Source organism: Pusillimonas sp. T2 (genome assembly GCF_002236805.1).
GTDB lineage: Bacteria > Pseudomonadota > Gammaproteobacteria > Burkholderiales > Burkholderiaceae_B > Neopusillimonas.
This window is the reverse complement of the sequence record NZ_NIQA01000001.1, coordinates 495,816-515,759: the sequence shown is the minus strand read 5'-3', so window position 1 is coordinate 515,759 and position 19,944 is coordinate 495,816. Positions and strand designations below refer to the sequence as shown.

General features: G+C 53.3%; 19 protein-coding genes and 1 tRNA gene. 13 read left to right on the top strand and 7 right to left on the bottom strand.

What is annotated here, in order from left to right; genetic code table 11:
* Positions 1 to 12: 12 nt before the first annotated feature.
* From ribD to PuT2_RS02325, 3 genes are all read left to right on the top strand, one after another.
* Positions 13 to 1,179 (top strand): bifunctional diaminohydroxyphosphoribosylaminopyrimidine deaminase/5-amino-6-(5-phosphoribosylamino)uracil reductase RibD, encoded by a 1,167-nt coding sequence (gene ribD / locus PuT2_RS02335; protein ID WP_093969578.1) that lies wholly within the window; start codon positions 13 to 15, stop codon positions 1,177 to 1,179.
* Between the two features lie 15 nt (positions 1,180 to 1,194).
* Positions 1,195 to 1,815 (top strand): riboflavin synthase, encoded by a 621-nt coding sequence (locus PuT2_RS02330; RefSeq protein WP_093969407.1) that lies wholly within the window; start codon positions 1,195 to 1,197, stop codon positions 1,813 to 1,815.
* A gap of 89 nt (positions 1,816 to 1,904) precedes the next feature.
* Positions 1,905 to 1,995: transfer RNA gene (locus PuT2_RS02325), tRNA-Ser, on the top strand.
* Positions 1,996 to 2,246: 251 nt separating this feature from the next.
* On the opposite strand, the gene dctP (PuT2_RS02320) is transcribed toward PuT2_RS02325, so the two are convergent.
* Positions 2,247 to 3,266: a TRAP transporter substrate-binding protein DctP gene (dctP, locus tag PuT2_RS02320; RefSeq protein WP_158213999.1), complete on the bottom strand. Its 1,020-nt coding sequence runs from the start codon at positions 3,264 to 3,266 to the stop codon at positions 2,247 to 2,249.
* Positions 3,267 to 3,480: 214 nt separating this feature from the next.
* Positions 3,481 to 4,371 (bottom strand): LysR family transcriptional regulator, encoded by an 891-nt coding sequence (locus PuT2_RS02315; RefSeq protein ID WP_143516091.1) that lies wholly within the window; start codon positions 4,369 to 4,371, stop codon positions 3,481 to 3,483.
* A 153-nt stretch (positions 4,372 to 4,524) separates the two neighbouring features.
* Between PuT2_RS02315 and PuT2_RS02310 the strand changes: the two genes are divergently transcribed.
* The gene (locus tag PuT2_RS02310; RefSeq protein ID WP_093969404.1) at positions 4,525 to 5,619 is read left to right on the top strand and encodes an aromatic ring-hydroxylating dioxygenase subunit alpha; all 1,095 of its coding nucleotides are present in this window, start codon (positions 4,525 to 4,527) and stop codon (positions 5,617 to 5,619) included.
* Positions 5,620 to 5,651: 32 nt separating this feature from the next.
* Here PuT2_RS02310 and PuT2_RS02305 read toward each other — a convergent pair whose 3' ends face one another.
* Positions 5,652 to 6,593, bottom strand: a complete 942-nt coding sequence (locus PuT2_RS02305; RefSeq protein WP_093969403.1) for a LysR substrate-binding domain-containing protein — start codon at positions 6,591 to 6,593, stop codon at positions 5,652 to 5,654.
* 193 nt (positions 6,594 to 6,786) lie between these two features.
* Here PuT2_RS02305 and PuT2_RS02300 point away from each other — a divergent pair, with 193 nt between their 5' ends.
* The 6 genes from PuT2_RS02300 to PuT2_RS02275 all read left to right on the top strand — a co-directional run bounded on the left by PuT2_RS02300 (position 6,787) and on the right by PuT2_RS02275 (position 13,639).
* Positions 6,787 to 8,289, top strand: coding sequence for an aldehyde dehydrogenase (locus PuT2_RS02300; protein ID WP_093969402.1), 1,503 nt, complete (start codon positions 6,787 to 6,789; stop codon positions 8,287 to 8,289).
* A gap of 38 nt (positions 8,290 to 8,327) precedes the next feature.
* A complete protein-coding gene (locus PuT2_RS02295; RefSeq protein WP_093969401.1) occupies positions 8,328 to 9,092 on the top strand; it encodes an SDR family NAD(P)-dependent oxidoreductase in 765 nt (254 codons plus the stop codon).
* 7 nt (positions 9,093 to 9,099) lie between these two features.
* Positions 9,100 to 10,707 carry a sulfatase gene (locus PuT2_RS02290; protein WP_093969400.1) on the top strand — a complete coding sequence of 536 codons (1,608 nt, stop codon included), beginning with the start codon at positions 9,100 to 9,102 and terminating at the stop codon, positions 10,705 to 10,707.
* A gap of 90 nt (positions 10,708 to 10,797) precedes the next feature.
* Entirely contained in the window at positions 10,798 to 11,817 is a 1,020-nt protein-coding gene (gene dctP / locus PuT2_RS02285) for a TRAP transporter substrate-binding protein DctP (protein WP_093969399.1), read from the top strand.
* A gap of 54 nt (positions 11,818 to 11,871) precedes the next feature.
* The gene (locus PuT2_RS02280) at positions 11,872 to 12,336 is read left to right on the top strand and encodes a TRAP transporter small permease (RefSeq protein ID WP_093969398.1); all 465 of its coding nucleotides are present in this window, start codon (positions 11,872 to 11,874) and stop codon (positions 12,334 to 12,336) included.
* Between the two features lie 7 nt (positions 12,337 to 12,343).
* The gene (locus PuT2_RS02275; RefSeq protein WP_093969397.1) at positions 12,344 to 13,639 is read left to right on the top strand and encodes a TRAP transporter large permease; all 1,296 of its coding nucleotides are present in this window, start codon (positions 12,344 to 12,346) and stop codon (positions 13,637 to 13,639) included.
* A gap of 116 nt (positions 13,640 to 13,755) precedes the next feature.
* Here the strand turns inward: PuT2_RS02275 and PuT2_RS16050 are convergent, their stop codons facing one another.
* Both PuT2_RS16050 and PuT2_RS16045 read right to left on the bottom strand, forming a co-directional pair.
* Positions 13,756 to 14,040, bottom strand: a complete 285-nt coding sequence (locus PuT2_RS16050) for a hypothetical protein (protein ID WP_254046915.1) — start codon at positions 14,038 to 14,040, stop codon at positions 13,756 to 13,758.
* A gap of 3 nt (positions 14,041 to 14,043) precedes the next feature.
* A complete protein-coding gene (locus tag PuT2_RS16045; protein ID WP_254046922.1) occupies positions 14,044 to 14,316 on the bottom strand; it encodes a multicopper oxidase domain-containing protein in 273 nt (90 codons plus the stop codon).
* Between the two features lie 205 nt (positions 14,317 to 14,521).
* On the opposite strand from PuT2_RS16045, the gene PuT2_RS02265 reads away from it, so the two are divergent.
* From PuT2_RS02265 to PuT2_RS02255, 3 genes are read left to right on the top strand one after another with little or no spacing between them, the layout of a single operon-like run.
* Entirely contained in the window at positions 14,522 to 15,184 is a 663-nt protein-coding gene (locus PuT2_RS02265) for an SGNH/GDSL hydrolase family protein (RefSeq protein ID WP_093969396.1), read from the top strand.
* A gap of 27 nt (positions 15,185 to 15,211) precedes the next feature.
* A complete protein-coding gene (locus PuT2_RS02260; RefSeq protein ID WP_143516088.1) occupies positions 15,212 to 16,648 on the top strand; it encodes a mannose-1-phosphate guanylyltransferase/mannose-6-phosphate isomerase in 1,437 nt (478 codons plus the stop codon).
* 11 nt (positions 16,649 to 16,659) lie between these two features.
* Positions 16,660 to 18,072, top strand: a complete 1,413-nt coding sequence (locus tag PuT2_RS02255) for an undecaprenyl-phosphate glucose phosphotransferase (protein ID WP_093969395.1) — start codon at positions 16,660 to 16,662, stop codon at positions 18,070 to 18,072.
* 75 nt (positions 18,073 to 18,147) lie between these two features.
* Here the strand turns inward: PuT2_RS02255 and PuT2_RS02250 are convergent, their stop codons facing one another.
* Positions 18,148 to 18,933, bottom strand: coding sequence for a WecB/TagA/CpsF family glycosyltransferase (locus tag PuT2_RS02250; RefSeq protein ID WP_093969394.1), 786 nt, complete (start codon positions 18,931 to 18,933; stop codon positions 18,148 to 18,150).
* A gap of 23 nt (positions 18,934 to 18,956) precedes the next feature.
* Positions 18,957 to 19,823 carry a polysaccharide deacetylase family protein gene (locus tag PuT2_RS02245; protein ID WP_093969393.1) on the bottom strand — a complete coding sequence of 289 codons (867 nt, stop codon included), beginning with the start codon at positions 19,821 to 19,823 and terminating at the stop codon, positions 18,957 to 18,959.
* Between the last annotated feature and the right edge of the window lie 121 nt (positions 19,824 to 19,944).

Below are 19,944 nucleotides of genomic sequence, written 5' to 3'. Positions count from 1 at the left end.
GGCGTGCCCGCTATGTCACGGGTAACCGAGATCGATCTTCACTGGATGCGTCAGGCCATTTCGCTTAGCGCGAGTGTGCTTTTCTTGACCAATCCTAACCCACGCGTTGGTTGCGTCATTGTCAAAGACGGCCAATTGTTGGCGTCTGGTGCGACGCAAGCCGTGGGCGGCCCACATGCCGAAGTCATGGCGTTGCGGCAGGCCCAAGAGCGCGGCGTCGATGTCGCCGGGTCTACGGTATATGTGACGCTCGAGCCCTGCAGTCATTTTGGTCGCACGCCGCCGTGTGTCGATGCGCTTGTGGCTGCGCGTCCTGCACGTGTGGTCATTGCCATGTCCGACCCCAACCCCTTGGTCAGTGGTCGTGGCGTTGCCCGGTTGCGCGCAGCGGGTATCGAGGTGTCAGTGCCGGTCTGTGCCGATGAGGCGCTTGAATTGAACCCCGGGTTTGTGGCGCGCATGACGCGCAAAGCGCCGTGGGTATGGGTTAAGTCGGCGGCGTCGCTCGATGGGCAGACTGCGCTGGTTAACGGGGTGTCACAATGGATTACGGGGCCTCAGGCTCGTGCCGACGGCCACCACTGGCGGGCACGTAGTTGTGTGGTGTTAACAGGCCTGGGCACGGTGCTGGCCGATAATCCGCAGTTGACCGTGCGCGAGGTTGACACGCCGCGCCAGCCGGTTCGCGCTGTCGTCGATACGCATTTCCAGGTGCCTGAAACCGCCCGGCTTTTCGACGGCGGGCGGGTGCTGGTGTTTACTTGCGTGGTCAATCACGACAAAGCACAACGGCTGGCCGATTGCGGTGTTCAGGTGGTGGTGCTGCCCGAGCACGATGGCCATGTCGATTTGATGGCGGTCATGCAGTGGTTGGGCGCCAATGAGTTCAACGAGATTCATGTCGAGGCGGGTGCGCGTTTGCACGGGGCGTTGCTGCAGGCGGGCCTGGTCGACGAATTGCTGGTGTATTTTGCACCCATGGTGCTGGGCCCTGGGCAGGGTATGTTTGCGCTGCCTGGGTTAAGTGGTTTGGGTGACGTCCAGCGTTACGATTTTTTAGCGCCGGTTGGTATTGGCCCCGATTTGCGTGTGCGTGCGCGCCGCGCCGATCGCTGGGCTGATCTGCTGGCGGCGGTATCAACTGATTTATCGGGTGGGCATACAGTGCCGGCCCACTGACTTAGGGTGTGATTTATGTTTACAGGGATTGTTGCGGCGGTTGGCAAGATTGTTGATGTTCAACCGCTGAAGGCCGGCGAAGATGACGCGGGCGTGCGCCTGACACTTGAGGCGGGTGGATTGCCGCTCGAACATACGCGCTTGGGTGATTCAATCGCGATTCAAGGCGCCTGCATGACAGTCGTCGAGTTTACGAGCTCAACGTTCAAGGTCGATGTGTCTCGCGAGAGCTTGAACCGGACGGCGGGGTTGGATGCGATCGGCGAGGTGAACCTGGAGCATGCGTTGCGCATGGGCGATTCACTAGACGGGCATCTGGTGTCGGGCCATGTCGACGGCCTGGGCGAGGTCGTGCGTTTCGAGCCGGTGGGGGAATCGTGGGACTTACGCATTCGGGTGCCGGCCAGTTTGGCGAAATATCTGGCCTATAAGGGTTCGATTACGGTAAACGGGGTCAGCTTAACGGTAAACCAGGTCGACGACGCAGCCGATGGTAGCTGCGAGATCCGGATCAACCTGATTCCGCATACGGTGCAAGTGACGACGCTGAAGCATTTGAAGGCGGGTAGTGCGGTTAACCTGGAAATTGACATGATTGCGCGTTATGTTGAGCGCATGGTGAGCAAGACGGTATAGGTTTTTGATTTTGCCGTATTTCTGTTAAAATGGCGGACTTCGCTTTGGTGAGGCTTTGTGCCTTGCCTGCAAGTAGTTAAAAGCGATTAGGACAGGTGGCCGAGTGGTTGAAGGCGCACGCCTGGAAAGCGTGTATACGTGAATAGCGTATCGGGGGTTCGAATCCCCCTCTGTCCGCCAAGAATTCGTTTACAACAGTAGACAACAGTATAGAAACCCGCATGTTTAAACACATTGCGGGTTTTTTACGTTTGTATGTTTAGACATCAAGGTATGGGCATATACCCCCACATGGGGGTAGATTTAGGGGTACCCTCAAATACCTCCCCGCATTGGATACTTCGGCTCTTCTCCATTTCGGGGGGGCGCACGTATCAGACCTGGTTTCTTTGGGTTTTTAAGACGACCGCGGCCCGGGCCACGACCTGTGGTCAGTTCAGGGCGTCGGACTTCTGGATAAAGTCGGCCAGCATGGCGTCGATATCAACGCCGAGTCGTTTACCTTCTTCACGCATTGCATCAAACTGCGGCGTGGCGGCAGCTTGCAGAGCTTCGTAGAACTTTGGGTCTGCTTGTACAACTTTGACTCCATGCTTGGTCATTTCGTCCAATGCGGCTTGCATCTCACGATTGCTGGCCGCACCTGCCATCGCGGCAAAGTGTTCGCCGGATACCGATGAAATAGCGTCTTTGTTTTTTTGGCTGAGTGCGTTCCATTTGTCTTTGTTGATGAATACCGAGAAACTGGTCGACGTAATTGACCTGGGGAATCGGGTAATGGATTTTGTGTAGGAGCCCGCCTTGAAGTCTCTAGCGATTTCTGGCGCGATTCCTGTGTAGCCGGATACGATTTTTCGTGAAACCATCTCGCCGACTTGTATTGCCGGGGTGGCAACCGGGCTCATGCCCAACGTCTTTAACGTATCCGCAGGAGGTCCAGGCAACGCCCACATTTTGCGCGACTTGAGTTCATCGATGCTATTAATGGCTGTGTCGGTAATGCTGGCCACATGACCACCTTCCCAGTGGAATAGAGTCAACAGGTGGGCATCGGGAAATGGTGCCTTGGGCTCTATGTGTTGCTTGTAAATGTTCCAGAGCGCAACGGATGCATTTTCTGACTTGTTGACTAACCAGGGCAACATGGTTGCTTGAAGCAATGGGGCCTTGTTTTTGAGGAATATGTTTGCGATGAACGCAATGTCGAATACGCCTGATTTGACGGCCTCGAGTTGCTCGGGCGGTGGCGCCATGTTTCCTGCGGTGAAGTTAATGATGACTTCGCCATTGGTTGCTGTTTTGACATCATTGGCCCACTGCTCGGCAACTTTGTGGAAGTTGTTGGAGCGGGGGACAAATACATTAAAAAGCAGGGTGGTTTCGGCGTGTACTGGTGCCATGTTGGCGGCCAAGGCCAGGGTGGCGGCAATAGCGATTTTCTTGATGAACATGGTGTCTCCTTCCCCGGCCTTATGAAGGCGGGTATTTTTGGTTGTGCGCACTCGGCTACCTCGCATAAGACGCGAGGACAACAAGGGGACGTGTTGCTGTTCAAGTTACTGCAGGTTGCCTGGAAGACAGTCTAAGGTGGGCTGCGGTATGAGCGCGATTGAAAAATAGTTATGCTGCCATTACTGAAGGTAATATCGGTATTTCCCCTAGGCGTTATCCCAGAGGTGTACGTTTAACTTGTTTGGCAAAAGCTTCTGCAACGGGCTTAAGTGGTGACTGGCTGTTTTTGATCAAATAAATGGGTACGCCGGGAAATTGCTCACGCAGGGGGATTTGGCAAATGTGATTGGCATGAAAAGGATGTTCGACGATCTTTTTGGGCATGACGAATACCAGATCCTCTTTGAGGGCTGCAGCCAGTAATGAAAGAATCGATTCGAAATGCAGAATTGTTTTGGGAGGCATGATCCCTAATTGTTGAAACTTGGGCTTGAATAAGTTGCCAGGCCCTTCTTCGGGGCCCGATGTGGCCCAAGCGGCGTCTTCCAAGTCAACCAGTGACTTTGCAGTGGCGAGCGGGTGCCCAATTCGACAGCAGATGCTGACCTCTGAGAGGAATAGCTGTTCGACTGCAAATTCGGGGCCAAGCATGGGCTCGGGTAGTGGGCCTACGGAAAAGTCAATTTCGCGTTCGCGAATTAGTGGTAACACTTTTGGGTACAACCCATCCATGACGGTGATGACGACCTCTGGATAGGTTTTACGAAACCGTCGCACGGCGGAAGGGATGATCGACACCGCGGTAATGGGAGACACGGCAACTCGGATGCGCCCACCACTCTCACCTCTGATGCTTCTGATTTCGTCGGCGATGTGATCAATTTCAATGAAGGCGGTGCGCGCACGCGTTGTGACGATTCGGCCGAACTCTGTGAGTACAACGCCCTTAGGCGTCCTGTTCAATAGCGGCGCTTGTAGTTCGTCTTCGAGGAGCCGAAGGCTTTTGGTCAGCGCGGGCGCGCTGACGCCAAGCAACGCTGCGGCCTTGCGCAGGCTCCCGACCTCGGCAATTTTCAGCATGTACCGTAGTTGTTCTAATCGCACTGTTAACTCCAGGTTATCGGCCCAAACCACAAAGATGCTATTCAAGCTTTAGCCGTCTGTCTAGACTGAGCTCACAAATCAAGGGGTTCAAGCCTTGTGGGTTGCCTGCCCAAATCCAGTTTAAAGACACATGAATTTCTCGGAGACAGCACAATGAATTACCTTCGGAATACCTGGTACGCAGCGATGTGGTCCCAGGATCTCGAGCCAGGCCAAATCGTCGGTCGAATTTATCTGGGCGAACAGGTAGTACTTTTTCGTTCAACCGATGGCAAGGTCTCGGCATTAGACGATATCTGTCCGCATCGCTTTGCGCCTTTGCACAAAGGCTATCTTGTTGATGGTTGCAAAATCCGCTGTGGTTACCACGGTTTGGAGTTCGATGGGAGCGGGGCGTGTGTCCGCAATCCTCACGGGAAAGAGAGAATCCCGTCGGCTGCACACACCCGGGCATATCCTGTTGCAGAGAAACATTCAATGATCTGGATCTGGATGGGTGATCAAGCCGCTGATCCGGATCTCATTCCTGATTTCCAGTTGATCGACGATGCGCAACCAGAGCTGGTGAGTCGCCGCGACTGGATGAAAATGGAGGCAGGCTTTGAGTTGGTCGTGGATAACTTGATGGACTTGAGTCATACCTCGTTCTTGCATGATGGTTTGTTAGGCAACGAGGCTACGATCAAATCGGATACCAAGGTTGAGCAGAATGGCAATCGCGTTTCGGTCGACCGTATTGCCCGTAACGTGCCCGTGACCAAGTTTCACGACCTTCAGTTTTTACGGGATGGTCAACCGGTCGACCTGTGGACCAATATCACCTGGCAGCCGCCTGCTTGTCTGGTGAATGATAATGGTGTGACGCGTCCCGGAGCGTCCCGCGTGGAAGGGACAGGCGTTTACGGGATTCACTTCCTTACCCCCGAGACCGAAACAACGTGCTGGTATCACTTTGTGGCCGTTCGCCAGAATCCGGTTAAGCATGGCGAACCGCTGGATACTCAAATTCGGGAGCAGATCGCGGAAATGCGCCGTTACGCGTTTGTTGAGCAGGACCACGACATGATCCGTGCCCAACAGCAAGCAATGCTGCGTGCTGGAAGGACACTAAAAGAAGTGAGCCTGGAGTCGGATGTCGGCATTGAGCGTTATAAGCGCGTACTGCGAAGCATGATGGAAGCGGAGCGTGCGCAGACTCGGTCCCCGTCGTCAGGAAAAACACAAATACCGAAAGCAATTGTGGCGTGACGAGAAGTTAAGGTGGCGATTGCCGCCTTTTTTTATGTTTTTTCGATATCCCCTATTTTTTTACTGGCCTCGCGTAGTTGCTGCATAACCGTAAGCATCGCCGGAGAGGGTACACGTTTGCTGTGTCGAACGATACTGATCGGCGGAAGGCGTAATGGTAGGTGAATTGGTATATATGTCATGCGGCCCGCTTGAACCTCTTCGAGCAATGCTTCGATCGGAAGTGGTGCTATGACGTCGGAGTTCAGGACGAGATTACGGAAGACTTGATACGAGGTGGACTCGACTTGGTGCGTGGGTGGTTTGAGGTGTAACCCGCGAAACATATCGTCCAAGGCGGACCGAATATGGGCACCGGGCGGTGGCATTAACCAAGGATAGCTGCAGGCCTCTTCGAGGGTAAGGGTTTGTTTTTGGGTTAGAGGGTGAGTGGTGCGCGTGTGTAGTTTAAACGCAGACTCGTAGAGCTCTTCAGTAATAACCGACGGATCCTCGCCCTTCCAGAATCTGCCAGTCACTAGATCGAGTTCGCCCTGTCCGAGCTTCTCCAGCAGTGTGTTAGAGCTGCCTTCAATAACTCTTACGGTAACCCTTGGGGCTTCTTTTGCCAGTAACAGCAGCGCTTTGGGAATAAGCGCAGGTGTTGAAACCGGCATCGCGCCCAGGGTGACGTGTCCTGCACCGCCGGCGTGCCAAAGACCCATTTCTTCTTCCGCCTCTCGGATTTCAGTCATGATTGACTGTGCTCGTTGATAAAGCACGTGGCCAAGAGGGGTCAGGACACTTCCGCCAGCTCCGCGTTCGACAAGGCTGTCACCGATGATTTCTTCGAGTTGGCGAAGTGTCTTTGTTGCGGCGGGTTGTGTAATGTGCAGCGCATCGGCCGCTCTGGCCAGAGAGCCTTGTTCGGCAATGGTGACCAGCAACCTGAGTTGTCGGAGGTGAACTTGGCGTTGAAAAGAACCCAGATTCATGTCTCGCTCTTTTATGTTGATGATTGAGCCCCGCAGCGCTCAAGGGGAGGATATGAGGCACTAGGGTTAGTTCGGATATTACTCCTGGATATGGCTTACTGCCTATTTTTCAATCGATTTTTTATGTGTGCTTACTTAGACTGCATGCTAACGACAACCGTCATTCTTAAAAACAGTCAACACGGAGACAACGATGTCTGAGACTCATGCCAAAACGGCTGCAACCAACGCTATCGAGCATTTTCAACTGTACATCAACGGTGAATATTTGCCTGCGAAATCGGGCAAGACATTCATGACAGCGGATCCTTTTTCAACCGAGAACTGGGCAGAAATTCCGGATGCCGGTACGGAGGATATTGACGCTGCCGTGACAGCCGCGCGTCAGGCGTTGAAGGGGCCTTGGGGGGCGATGTCTGGCTTCCAGCGTGCAAAACTTATCCGTCGTCTGGGTGAATTGATTGACGAGAACGCTGAGTACCTGGCGCGTATGGAGGTGCGGGATTCGGGCAAGCTTTATCGCGAGATGATTTTTCAGCTGAAGTATCTGCCCGAATGGTTTAATTATTTTGCTGGCCTGACAGACAAACTGGAAGGTAAAACGATTCCTACCGACAAGAACAACTTTTTCGTTTACACCCAACGTCAGCCAGTGGGTGTGGTTGCCGCAATCACGCCATGGAATGCGCCGATGATGCTGATGGCGATGAAGTTGGCGCCGGCGTTGGCCGCTGGCTGCACGTTTGTTATCAAGCCTTCGGAGCATGCGCCCGCCTCTACTTTGGCGTTTGGTCGGTTTGTCAAAGAAGCGGGGATTCCCGATGGGGTGTTTAACGTTGTAACGGGGCTGGATCGAAATCTTGGCGCTCACCTGGCTGCACATCCTGGCGTAAATAAGGTTGTGTTTACTGGATCAACGGCAACAGGCCGTGCAGTAGCGCAGGCGGCCGGTAGTCAGTTGAACGGTGTTGTGCTCGAGTTGGGCGGCAAGTCACCTCAGATCGTCTTCGAGGATTCTGACCCCGAGGCAGTTGCCAATGGCGTAATCGCAGGTATTTTTGCTGCCGGCGGCCAAACATGCATGGCGGGATCGCGCCTGATTATTCATCGTAGTTTGATGGACGATGTGGTGAACCGCATCGTTGCGCGAGCCAATACTATCAAGGTGGGCGATCCGCAAGCGGCTGATACAGAAATGGGCCCTATTTCAAATAAGCCCCAGTTCGATCGCATTAGTGAATTTCTGGAGAGCGCAAAGTCGGAGGGCGCCACGATTCTGACGGGCGGCGTAGATGCGAACAAGCAGGGTTGGTTTATCAACCCAACCGTCATCACCGATGTCAATCCGGAAATGCGTGTTGTGAAAGAAGAAATTTTCGGACCTGTGTTGTGTGTGATGCCATTTGATACTGAGGAAGAAGCCATTGAGTTGGCCAACAACACTGAGTACGGACTGGCGGGTTCTGTTTGGACCATGAATATTCAACGCGCGCACCGGGTGGCGCACAAGCTGAACGCGGGTACGGTTTGGGTCAATTCCTATCGCGCTGTATCGCCGAGCGTGCCTTTTGGTGGATTTGGCAGTAGCGGCCTTGGACGCGAGAACGGTGTTGAGTCGATACTGGATTTTCTTGAGACAAAGTCGGTTTGGATAGAGCTGACGGGCGCTACGCGCGATCCGTTCCGTATGGCTTGAGCTGTCAAAACGTCATTGAAAAGGGTAAAGGAATAGAAATGAATAACGGAAAGTTGATGGGTAAAACAGTGGTGGTCACGGGTGCGGCGCAAGGCATAGGGAAAGCCTATGCTGAGCGGCTGGCCAGCGAGGGTGCACAGATTATTTTGGTTGATCTGAAGCCTGAGCCGTTGGCAGAGGCGGTTGAGGATCTGCGTGCGAAGGGGCTGTCTGCCGAGGGGAAAGTGCTGGATGTTTCTAACGAGCAAGATGTGAAACGGTTTGCCCAAGAGTTGGGTCAACAACATCCGAAGATTCACGGGTTGATCAATAACGCAGCGATTTTTTCAACCATCAAGTTGAAGCCGTTTTGGGAAATTGATGCATCTGAATGGGATCGTGTGATGGCCGTTAATATTAAAGGTCCGTGGATGCTGGTAGGTGCATTGTTGCCCTATCTGCGCGCGGCCGGTTCGGCCAGCGTCGTAAACATAGGTTCCGACGCGGTATGGATGGGTAAAGCTGGATACATGCATTACGTCGCCAGCAAGGCGGCTGTTTATGGCATGACTCACGCGATGGCGCGTGAGCTTGGCGGTGATGACATTCGCGTTAATACGCTGTCGCCGGGTTTCACCGAGACCAATGTGCCTCGGGAAACGTTCACTCAAGCGCAGCTGAACGGCATTATGAGTGCGCAGTCGTTAAAGCGCGTGGCCAATACCGATGACATCGTGGGCGTCGCGTCTTTCTTGATTAGTGACGATAGCCGTTGGCTTACGGGGCAAACGTTGCATACAACGGGTGGGCTTTTGTTCCGTTGAGGCGACTATGCGTAAACCCAATTTCTTGTTGATTACGACAGATCAGCAATGTGCCGATCACGTCGGTTGCTATGGCAACACAGTTCTGAAAACGCCGGTAATCGACAGCCTTGCCCAACAGGGGCGGCGCTTTGACCGTTTTTATGTTGCGTCCGGTGTGTGTATGCCTAATCGGGCCTCGCTAATGACCGGCCGATTGCCCTCGTTGCACGACACACGCTGTAACGGGATTCCGTTATCGCGCAGCGCAACGACTTTTGTCGAGTTGCTCAGGGCGGCTGGGTATAAAACCGGTTTGGTTGGTAAGTGCCACTTGCAAAACATGACTGACCTGCCTCCAGAAATGCCGACCCCGGCTTTGCCTCAGGGTAAGGTCGCACCGCCTGACGGGCTTTCGGATGCGATGAAAAATCGTTGGCATGAGGGCGGCTACGATATGGAGCTTTTGCGGTTATGGCGCGAAAACCCGTCCCATCGTGTTCAGACGCCGTATTACGGTTTTGATCATGTTGATCTGGCGACCATGCATGGTGATTTGGTAGAGGGCGATTATGCGCGTTGGCTAGTCGACCAAGTGGGCGATATTGATCAGCTTCGCGGTCAAAAAAATGCCTTGAAAGATGAGCGCTACTCAGCCCCCCAGGCGTGGCGTACCCAGGTCCCCGAGCATCAGTATCCAACCGCCTGGACGGGCGACCGGGCTGTCGATTTTCTGGATATGGCCGCGCAGGAAGATGCCCCGTTTTTCTTGCACTGCTCATTTGCGGATCCCCATCATCCTTTCACGCCGCCCGGCAAGTACTGGGACATGTACGATCCGGAAGACATCGTCTTGCCTAACTCGTTTTACGCTGAATACGACCAGTGTTTCGACCCCGTCAAAACCTTGCGGCGTCAACGTGAGAACGGCGATGCCAGGATAACTTCCACTGTTGGCTTTGCCGCGACGGAGCGTGAGGCCAAAGAGTCACTGGCGCTTACCTACGGCATGATTACGATGATTGACGATACTGTTGGTCGTATTCTTCAAAAGCTTGAGGCGCTTGGTCTAGATAAAGACACTGTAGTTATTTTTACCAGTGATCACGGCGACTTTATGGGCAGCCATGGTTTGCTTTTGAAATCGGCGCTGCATTACCAAAGTCTGGTGCGCGTGCCATTCATTTGGAAAGAGCCCGCGCATGGCCGCATGCAAAGTCGTGGCGAGGCCACCCAGGCTTTGGCCAGCACGCTCGATATTTCAACAACCATCCTGTCAAGGGCTGGGCTTGCACCTTACTTTGGTATTCAGGGAGTAGACCTTGCACCAGTAGTTCATGAGAATCAGGCCGACATTAGGAAAGCTGTTTTGATTGAAGAGGATGGGCACGCACCTACTTTCGGGCTTGATCACCCAGTCAGGGCCAGAACGGTAGTGACGAATGACTACAGGTTGACCGTGTACGACGAGGGGGATTGGGTAGAGCTTTACGACTTGAGGCGTGACCCGGATGAGTTGACTAACTTGGCGAACGACCCTGGTTTCTCTCAGGTTCGTAGTCAGATGTTCGAGGTACTGGCACGCGAGCTTATGATGTCGGCCGACAGGTCTCCCTTCCCGTTAGGGCGCGCCTGATAAACCACGGCATTGGCCTGTTCAATGGGCAAAGATGCATTTACGCACAACGTATAAATTAATTAGACAAGGTTTGTGAGGAGACACAACATGTTCAAAAAAATAGCTGGATTGATGCTGCTTGGTCTTGCAGTAAATATGGCGCCTGTACAAGCTAAAACAACGCTGCTGTTCAACGTTTTCGTGCCGCGTTCAAACAATTTCCACGAAGTTGCCAAGGCTTGGGCGCAAGATGTCGAGAAAGCGACGGGTGGCGAGGTTGTGATTCAGTTTACGGCGGGAAATATGGCGCCCCCGCCCGAACAGCTCGACGCCGTAAAGTCGGGCGTTTTCGATATTGCCTTTATGGCCAATATTTTCCTTAAGAACAAAGCGCCGTTGTTGCAGGCCACTATGCTTCCGTGGCTTGTCGATGAGTCGGAGAATGCATCGGTGGCGCTGTGGCGCGTTTATAAAAAGCACATCGAGGCCAAGGCACCGTTTCCGGAAGCCCATTTGTTAGGGCTGTTCCATAATGCTGGTGGCCAGATGGCCAGCTTGACCGATACACCCATCAATAGTCTTGACGAACTGAAGGCCCGCAAGATGTGGGCCTTGCCTGGGCCGCCTGCCGATTTGCTCAAGGCGTTGGGGATGAGCCCTGTTGCTACGCCCGCGGTACAGGTTGGCGAAATGGTGTCTCGCAAGATCGTGGCCGGCTATACGGGCATTGCGCCAGAAATTGCTCGCGATTATAAAGCTGGCCCTTATACCAAGTCGTTTACTTGGTTCCCTCGCGCTATATCCTCGACCAGTTTCTCGATTTTTATTAACCGCAATAAATGGAACGCGTTGAGCGAAAAGAATCGTGAAGCCATCATGTCTGTCTCCGGCGAGAAGCTCTCGGCCAAGGGTGGGGCTGCCAGCTATAACGAAATGCAGATTGCCCTGAAAGAAATGAAAGGCGATGGCGTACAGGTGCTGCCGGCCGATCCGGCGTTCTATGCCCAGCTTCAAGAGGCCGCAAAGCCTCAGTTCGAGGCTATGCGTGAAACCGGTAAACAGTTGGGTGTTGATGTCGACGCCATGCTGAAAGACTTCTTGGTCGAGTCCGGTATTACCGGAAACTGATGTAATTTGGGCCAACGTATAAATGTTGGCCCTGTCTTTTTTCAGGAGTTTGGCATGGCGTTTGCGAAGTTTCTCTTCAGGCTTGCCAGTGTTATTTCCGTTGTTTTGTTGGTGTTTATGGTGGTCATGACAGACGCCGACATTTTCTTTCGACAGCTCTTAAATCGATCTATTTTTGGGGCGGCAGAGTTGGTGAACTTTGCGTTGGCGATAGTGATAGGTGCTGGTCTTGTAACGGCTGTTCGCGACAAGTGTCATATTTGCGTTGATCTATTCAGTCATCACTTGACCAAGCTTTTTCCGCGTAGCCATAGTTTGCTTTTGTCCTGGGTCAACGTGTTGGGTATTTTCTCGGTCGCGCTGTTGGTAACGGTGTACGCATTGCGCAAGCTTCACGATCACGAATTATCTTTTCTTCTGGAGTTCCAGGTTGGCTGGGTTTTTCTGGCCTGTGGTGTGTTGTGTTTTGCTGCATTTCTGGTCCAGTTGATAAGCCAGATTGTCCGGACTACCGAATAGGGTTGATATGTATCTAGCCATTATTGGATTTTGTGCGCTGATTGCGCTGAGCTTTACAGGCATACCGCTAGCCTATGCCTCGCTGATCATCGGGTTTATCGGGTTTGGACTGATGCGTGATTTCGGCGCGGCGTTCACTATGGCTGGCCAGCAAATCGCCGAGCTGTTTGTTAACCCTAATTTGGTGGTAGTGCCTTTATTTATTCTTATGGGCGAGTTTATCCGTCGCTCTAACGTGGCAGATGAGCTGTATGCCATTGGTAATGCCGTCGTCGGCCGTTTCCGTGGCGGTCTGGCCATGGCAACAATTCTTGCTTGCGGCGCGTTTTCTGCCGTGTGCGGCAGCTCTGTTGCTGCTGCTGCAACTATGACGAAAGTATCAATGCCGCCTATGCGCCGTCATGGTTATAAAGACAGCCTGTCAGCAGGTTCTGTCGCCGCTGGTGGCACACTGGGAATTCTGATTCCTCCCAGTATTCCCATGGTTATTTATTGTATTTTCGCCAGGGAAGACATCGGGCTTATGTTTGCGGCTGGCGTTGTTCCAGGTTTGTTGTTGATCCTAGTTTTTTTGTTGGCAATTCGAATCTGGGTCTTCTTCCAGCCTCAGTTGGCACCCCTAGGAGAGGAAATGTCTGTTGCTGACCGGATAGGTGTTTTCAAGAAAGGTGGCGCTTTCCTGGTGTTGTTTACCGTTGTGTTGGGCGGCATTTATGTGGGCATTTTTACGCCGACCGAAGCGGCCAGCGTGGGTGCTTTGGGCGCTTGGCTAATTGCCTTTCAGCGCGGATACATGCGTCGTTGGCGCGAATATGTAGATACCTTCGGCGTGTCGGCATCTATCACGGCTGCTATCTTTCTGATTGCCGCTTGTGCAATGGTGTTTGCGCAATTCATTAACCTGACCGGTCTGCCATTCATATTGGCAAATCTTGTCGACAGTTTCAGCTTGAGCGGCTTGACGCTGATATTGATTATTGGTTTGATTGTGGTTTTGTTGGGGATGATTTTCGAATCTTTGGGTATTCTCGTTCTGATTGTCCCAATGTTTATTCCTGCGCTGACAGACCAAGGCGTAAATTTGATCTGGTTCGGCGTGTTGATGATGATCCTTATCGAGGTTGGCTTGATTACGCCCCCAGTGGGGATCAACGTGTTTACCGTCAAATCGGCCAACCCCGAACTTAGATTGATGGATATTTTTTCCGGTGTGCTTCCGTTTGTGATAGCCATGTTTGTAGTGGCGGGCCTGATCATCGCTTTCCCGGGCTTGGTTTTGTGGCTACCCGATCTGATTCGATAGCACGTAGCCACTTGGGCGGGTCTGCTTTGGTTAAGGCCCGCTCGTCTATTGCCCCGACGCCGGGTCGATTTTTTCGGTTGAGTTGAAGATAGTGTGATCTTCTTTGCCGGTCACCTTCAGCACACCCGACAAGCCTTTTTCAACGCGTGATAGCGCGTGGTCCGGACGTTGGTAAGGGGTGGGCTGGTTAGCGAGGCGTGTTTGTAGACTTTGTCGAAAATTGCGCCAATGACATGAAAGCTGGAGGCGAGGTTGTGGCCGCCGACACCAAAGAAGATGCGTACGGTTTCGCCTACTTTGGCTTGCAGTTTGTATTTCTCGGTTCGGGCGCTCATGGTGCCGTTAAACATCAGGTGTTCGGGGTTTTCGTCCAGGAGTGTTTCAAGCGAGAACTCTTGCAAGCCTTACGAGCCGTGTTTTTGGGCGGTGTAAAGCTCGCCTTGCATGACGTAGAACTCGTGGTCGACTTTCGACAAGCCGCCTTCGGGTTCGACCAGGATCATGCCGTACATACCGTTGGTGATGTGTTGCGCCACCATGGGGGGGCAGTGGTACACGTATAGCCCGGGGGCCATGGCTTTAAAGGTAAAGCTTTTGGTTTGCCCGGACGCTGCCTGGGTGACGGTGCGTAACCCTCCTTCGGATTTTTGTTGCGCTTTACATGAAACTCCCGAGATGTAACGCTAGATTTTGGCCGTAAGGCCTAGGTCTTATTCCGTAGAGCGCTGTCGCAAGTTAGAATTCCGTTACTATTCGTCGATCACAGAAACGAGTGCCTGCTCTCAAGAGTTTTCTGATGTTTGGCCTGGAGTTATAGGGTTGCAGACTTGTGATGTTGTTTACGTTAACGAACGATGGTTCTGATTTGAGGGGCTGTACTTTATGTCTACAGCGGCTACGTTGGCCGGTCTTAGTTTTTTAGTGCTTGGCGAAAGCCACATGATCTATGAACTGCGCGACAACTTGTATAACGATTTAGCCGCTCAAGGTGCGACTCAAACTCACATTGTGGGTGCCTGTGGGGCGAGCGCCATCGATTGGATCAAGCCGAAGGTTGTCGATTGTGGCGCTGTGAAAAAGGGTAAGGCCGCTGCAACCGTAACGGGTCCCGGTACGCAGACCCAGGCGATCGGTCAATTGATTGCCGCAGACAAGCCCGATGTGGTTGTGGTGATCATTGGCGACACCATGGGGTCTTACGATAACCCCGCTTTTCCTAAAGCTTGGGCATGGCAGGGGGTCAGTAGCCTTGTTAAAGCTATTTCGGCAACGAAGACGCCCTGTGTATGGGTGGGGCCGGCCTACGGAAAGGCCGGGGGCAAGTACAACAAACAAGATGATCGGGTCGAACGCGCTGCGCGGTTTTTGTCCAGCGCCGTCAGCCCTTGCACGTACGTTGATTCCCTGAAGTTCGCCAAGCCGGGGCAATGGCGCACATTTGACGGTCAGCACTTCACTCCTGACGGTTATGCGGCCTGGAGCAAGGCCATTGTCGGAGAGTTGGGCGGTATGCCTCAAATCCAAAAGCTGCGGGAAAGTAAGTAATAACGTTGTTAACTTGACGGGGGAGTCATGGTAGAAGCCCAGGTGCTTGAATTACGCGCCGTCTTGCTGGTGGGCGGTTCCGGGACGCGGCTTTGGCCGATGTCTCGCGCGATCTATCCGAAGCAATTTTTGCCCATACTTGGTGGGCACTCGCCCCTTGAGCAAACCTTTGAGCGTTTGGCCGGCTTGACGTCAGCGCAGCCCATTGCCGTCGCCAACGAAGAGCATCGCTTTATCGTTGCTGAACAGTTACGGCAGGTCGGGTATCCAGATGATGGCACTATTTTGCTAGAACCTGCGGGGCGCAATACAGCGCCCGCAGTTGCATTGGCGGCCCTGTTGGCCACGCGGGATGAAAGTGATGCCGTGTTGCTGGTTTTGCCTTCTGATCACGCTGTGCGCGACCCCGAGGCGTTTACTCGGGCTGTGAGTGCAGGGTTGCCGGCGGCCGCTGCCGGAAAGTTTGTGACGTTTGGTGTTAAGCCTCAGTATCCGGAAACGGGCTATGGCTACATTCAAATTGATCCAACCCCCGATGCTTCCGATGAGCTCGTATTTGCTGTGCAGCAGTTTACCGAAAAGCCCGATGCGACTCGGGCTGCGCAATTTCTGCAGCACGGAAATTATTACTGGAACAGCGGCATGTTTTTGTTTCGTGCCAGTTCCTACTTACAGGCGCTCGAACAGTTTCGTCCGGATATCCTGAGTGCTTGTCGTCAGGCGATGTCTGATCTTAGAAACGATGGGGACTTCACTCGGATCAATGCTTCGGCGTTTCAGTCCTGCCCGTCCGACTCTATTGACTATGCCATCATGGAACGTATTCCTGATGCCGCTATGGTCGAGCTTGATGCGGGCTGGTCCGATATCGGGTCTTGGGAAGCCTTGCATCAGCTTAGCGAGAAAGATGCCGATGGCAATGTCTTGATGGGCGATGTTCTGGCGACTTCTTGCAGCAATGTTTATGCCAGCGGCAGCGATCGTTTGTTGGCGTTGCTTGGTCTTCAGAATTTGGTTGTCGTTGACACTCCAGATGCGGTTTTGGTGGCGGCGCGGGATCAGGTGCAGAACGTACGCGATATCGTCACGATATTAAAAGCGCAAGGGCGATCCGAGGCTGTGTCGCCGCATCGGGTGCTGCGGCCTTGGGGCTATTACGAATCCGTCGATTTCGGCGAGCGGTTTCAGGTCAAACGCATCACTGTGCATCCGGGTGGGCGTTTGTCCATGCAGTTGCATCATCATCGCGCCGAGCATTGGATTGTTGTCAGAGGTACAGCGCAAGTAACTCGGGGCGAAGAGACGTTTTTACTTGGCGAGAATCAGTCCGCCTATATCCCGCTGGGTAGTCGGCACCGGCTGGAGAACCCCGGTTCCATTCCTCTTGAGGTCATCGAAGTACAGTCGGGGTCCTATCTCGGAGAGGATGATATTGTCCGCTTCGACGATGCTTACGGACGCTAATCGGAGCGTGTATGTTTCAACCTGAAAAGTTAGGCCGTAACAACCATGGTTTTTTGGTGGCGGCCGGACTGTTGTCTGCAGCGGTGAACGGTGGCATTGCCGGATTACTGATAGAACGTCACGGTGTCCTTGGCGACAGTACGGGTCTCATTGCGGTCTGGGTGCTGGCTATTACCGCATTCATGGCGTTTTACATGTTTCACTTGATGATCAGCGCCCGAAGCATGGTATGGATGCTACGGCAAGCTGCGGTGCGCTGGTTGCGCATTTTGCTAGTGGCCATGATTCTTGTTTTTTTCGTATTGCACAGCCAGGTTCCCGACAGCGTCGCTCGGGCGTTGCTGCTTGAGTGGGCCGGCTATAGTTTGCCGTTGCAGTGCATTGTGTTGGCCGGCTTGCGGATGCTTGTATGGCGGGTAAACACGGCGCCAACGAACCGGCGCAAAGCGATTTTCGTTGGTTTGGGCCCCGAAGCTTACAAGCTTGCACATCGGTTGATGCGATCCCCCATCTTGGGTATGGAGATTGTTGGCTACTATGCAGCGCAGCCTGTGCCTTCAGGCATGTATCCCGAGAGCGTGCAGTTGCCCTATCTGGGCGGCTATAACGATGCCATTGCACATATCGAGAAGAATGAATTTTCGGTAGTTTTTGTCGCCATGCGAGAGCACGAGCGCCCCGAAATGGCCACTTTGATGGATAAGCTTTATGACTCGACAAGCGCCATCTATTTCATGCCTGAGCCCCGGTTGTCAGAAGGTTTTTCTGTACAGGGTGCAGAAATTGCAGGTGTTTCGTTGTTGGCGCTTCACGAAACCCCGATGGTAGGCGCATCGCGCTACATAAAAAGGGTAACGGATGTTGTGCTGGCTAGCGTAGCGCTATTGGTTCTGTCTCCGGTGATGTTGCTGGCGGCATTGGCTATCAAGCTTGATAGCCCAGGTCCTGTTTTTTACCGGCAGAAAAGGTACGGTGAAGGCGCACGACCCATAATGGTTTATAAGTTTCGTTCGATGCGTGCCGATGCGCACCAAGATGGCTTGCTGAAGCAAGCCCGCAAGGGCGACGACCGCGTGACGCGGGTAGGGCGTTTCTTGCGTCGCACCTCGATCGATGAGCTGCCGCAGTTGTTGAATGTATTGCAGGGGTCGATGAGTGTGGTGGGCCCGCGTCCCCATGCAGAGTCACACAACGAGTTTTATCGACAGAAAATTCGTGGTTATATGCTGCGCCATACCGTGAAGCCTGGCATCACCGGCTGGGCCCAGGTCAATGGCTTACGTGGTGAGACCGACACCCTTGAAAAGATGGAGCGCCGGGTGCAGTACGACCGCTATTACATTACGCATTGGTCGCTCTGGATGGATATAAAAATATTGTTTCGAACCGCGCTGATGATATTTTGGGATCGCAACGCTTATTAATTTAGGCGGTGTTCAATGCCGCGCTCAGTGACATTAGCCAAGTGCCGCTCAGACAGATAAATTGAGACAGCGGCTTCATGTGCCGACGTTTCTGTTTTTGATGCGTTGGCAACGCCACTCTTTCCAGCAAATAGCCAAAAAGTACGGGTCGTCTACCAAGTAACGACGCCATAAATGTTTTGGGTCTGATAATAGCCGCCATAGCCATTCAAAGCCGGCTTTCTGAAATATCAGCGGTGCTCTGGGTTTCTGCCCCAGAGCAAATTCCATGGCCGCTCCAACGCACATGAGTACGCCACCTGGCAGTTGCGAGGCATAGTGCAGCGCCCAGATTTCTTGTTTGGGCAGACCGAGGCAAACGAATATTAAATTCGGTTCGCGTGCGGCAATATGTTGTGCGGCCTGAGCGCCTTCTGGGCCCAGGGGATCAAACTGCATCGACGGCGCAATAATTTCAATATCCAAGCCGGGGAACGTATGCTGAAAGTGAGCAAGCAACTCATTTTCTGAACCTGGGCGACCGCCAAGCAGGGCGACTTTCCATTGTTTTTCAACCGCCGCTTTGCACATCGAAACGAATAGATCAGCGCCAGTTACCCGTTCGGGTAGCGGGCGCTTGAGTAAACGGCTGGCCCATACAATGGGCATGCCGTCGGCAAAAATATAGTCTGCCTGTTTGTACAAGGCCTTCAGGTCTGGCCTGCGTTCAAGCCGAACAATGTGATCGACATTTGGGGTTACGACAACGCGTGCCGATGTGCCTTTATTTTCGGCATCGTGGGTGAGCATGTCGCATGCGGCATCGAATTTAACGGCCTGGATGTTCAGGTCAAACAATGGGACAGTGCGAGACGTCTGCATATCAATTGGGCTCGGCATTGGCGCTAGTTACACATGGGCGTGGGTAACGTTACGGCTGGATCATTGGCAGACGACGCTGGCAAAGCGCGTTGGTAGATGGGGTCTGCAAAGGCACTGGCTGGGGTAACGAAGTGCCATCCGTCTTGCCGCAGGGCGTCGATGATACTAGGTAATGCGTCGGCATTGAGCGGATTGGCATGTAGCAATAAAACGTGCGCTGGGCTGCGTTTCAAGAGGCCTTGCCAGTAATTTTCCTGAGCTCGGGCCTGCGTGATGACTTGTTTTGTATAGTCATTCAAAAATGCTTTGGCACCGCTAGTGTCCGCGTTGTTCAGCAATGTTTCGTATTGTTTGGTCAGCTCCCAGTCGGGCAACGAAATCGTAGCGGACGCCACGCCATAGCCTTCTGCTGCCAGCCATTGCAGTACTTCTGCACGCTGCTCGGGTGTTTTCCCTTCGTCTAGATAAGGGAACCTTAACCGAGCGCACCAGCCAGGAACTTGTCTTAGCAGGAGGTCGGCGCGTTTTATGTCTTCGAGATAGCGACGCGTGTTTGTTGAACTCAAGGCTTGATGGGAGTACGTGTGATTGCCAATGGCATGGCCCTGGTTGCCCCAAGCCTTTACTAGCGCCATCGTGTCGGGGTTGTCGGCAAGCGCACCCAATGGAAACAACATGGCTTTGATGTTTTTGTTGCGTAGCGTATCTAGTATGACTTTGTTGTATTGAGCGGCTACGCGGTTGTTGCCCTCGGCGTTGAAACCATCGTCGAAAGTTAGGGCGACTGTAGGCTGTGCCCGAGCGACTGCATGAAGCCCTAGGGCAAGCACAAGCAGCACCCATGCCAGGTAGCGGGACTGCGTGCGTGTGCGTACGGCAAAAAAAGTCATGGTAGGCCGTTAGTGTTGATTCGCAGGCTATCTTAGCACTGGCGTCTTATTTGGCAGGTCGGACGCCAGGCGTTTTAATTTCTTGGTCATGGTGTTCTATGTCGGAACGTGACGAGTGCGA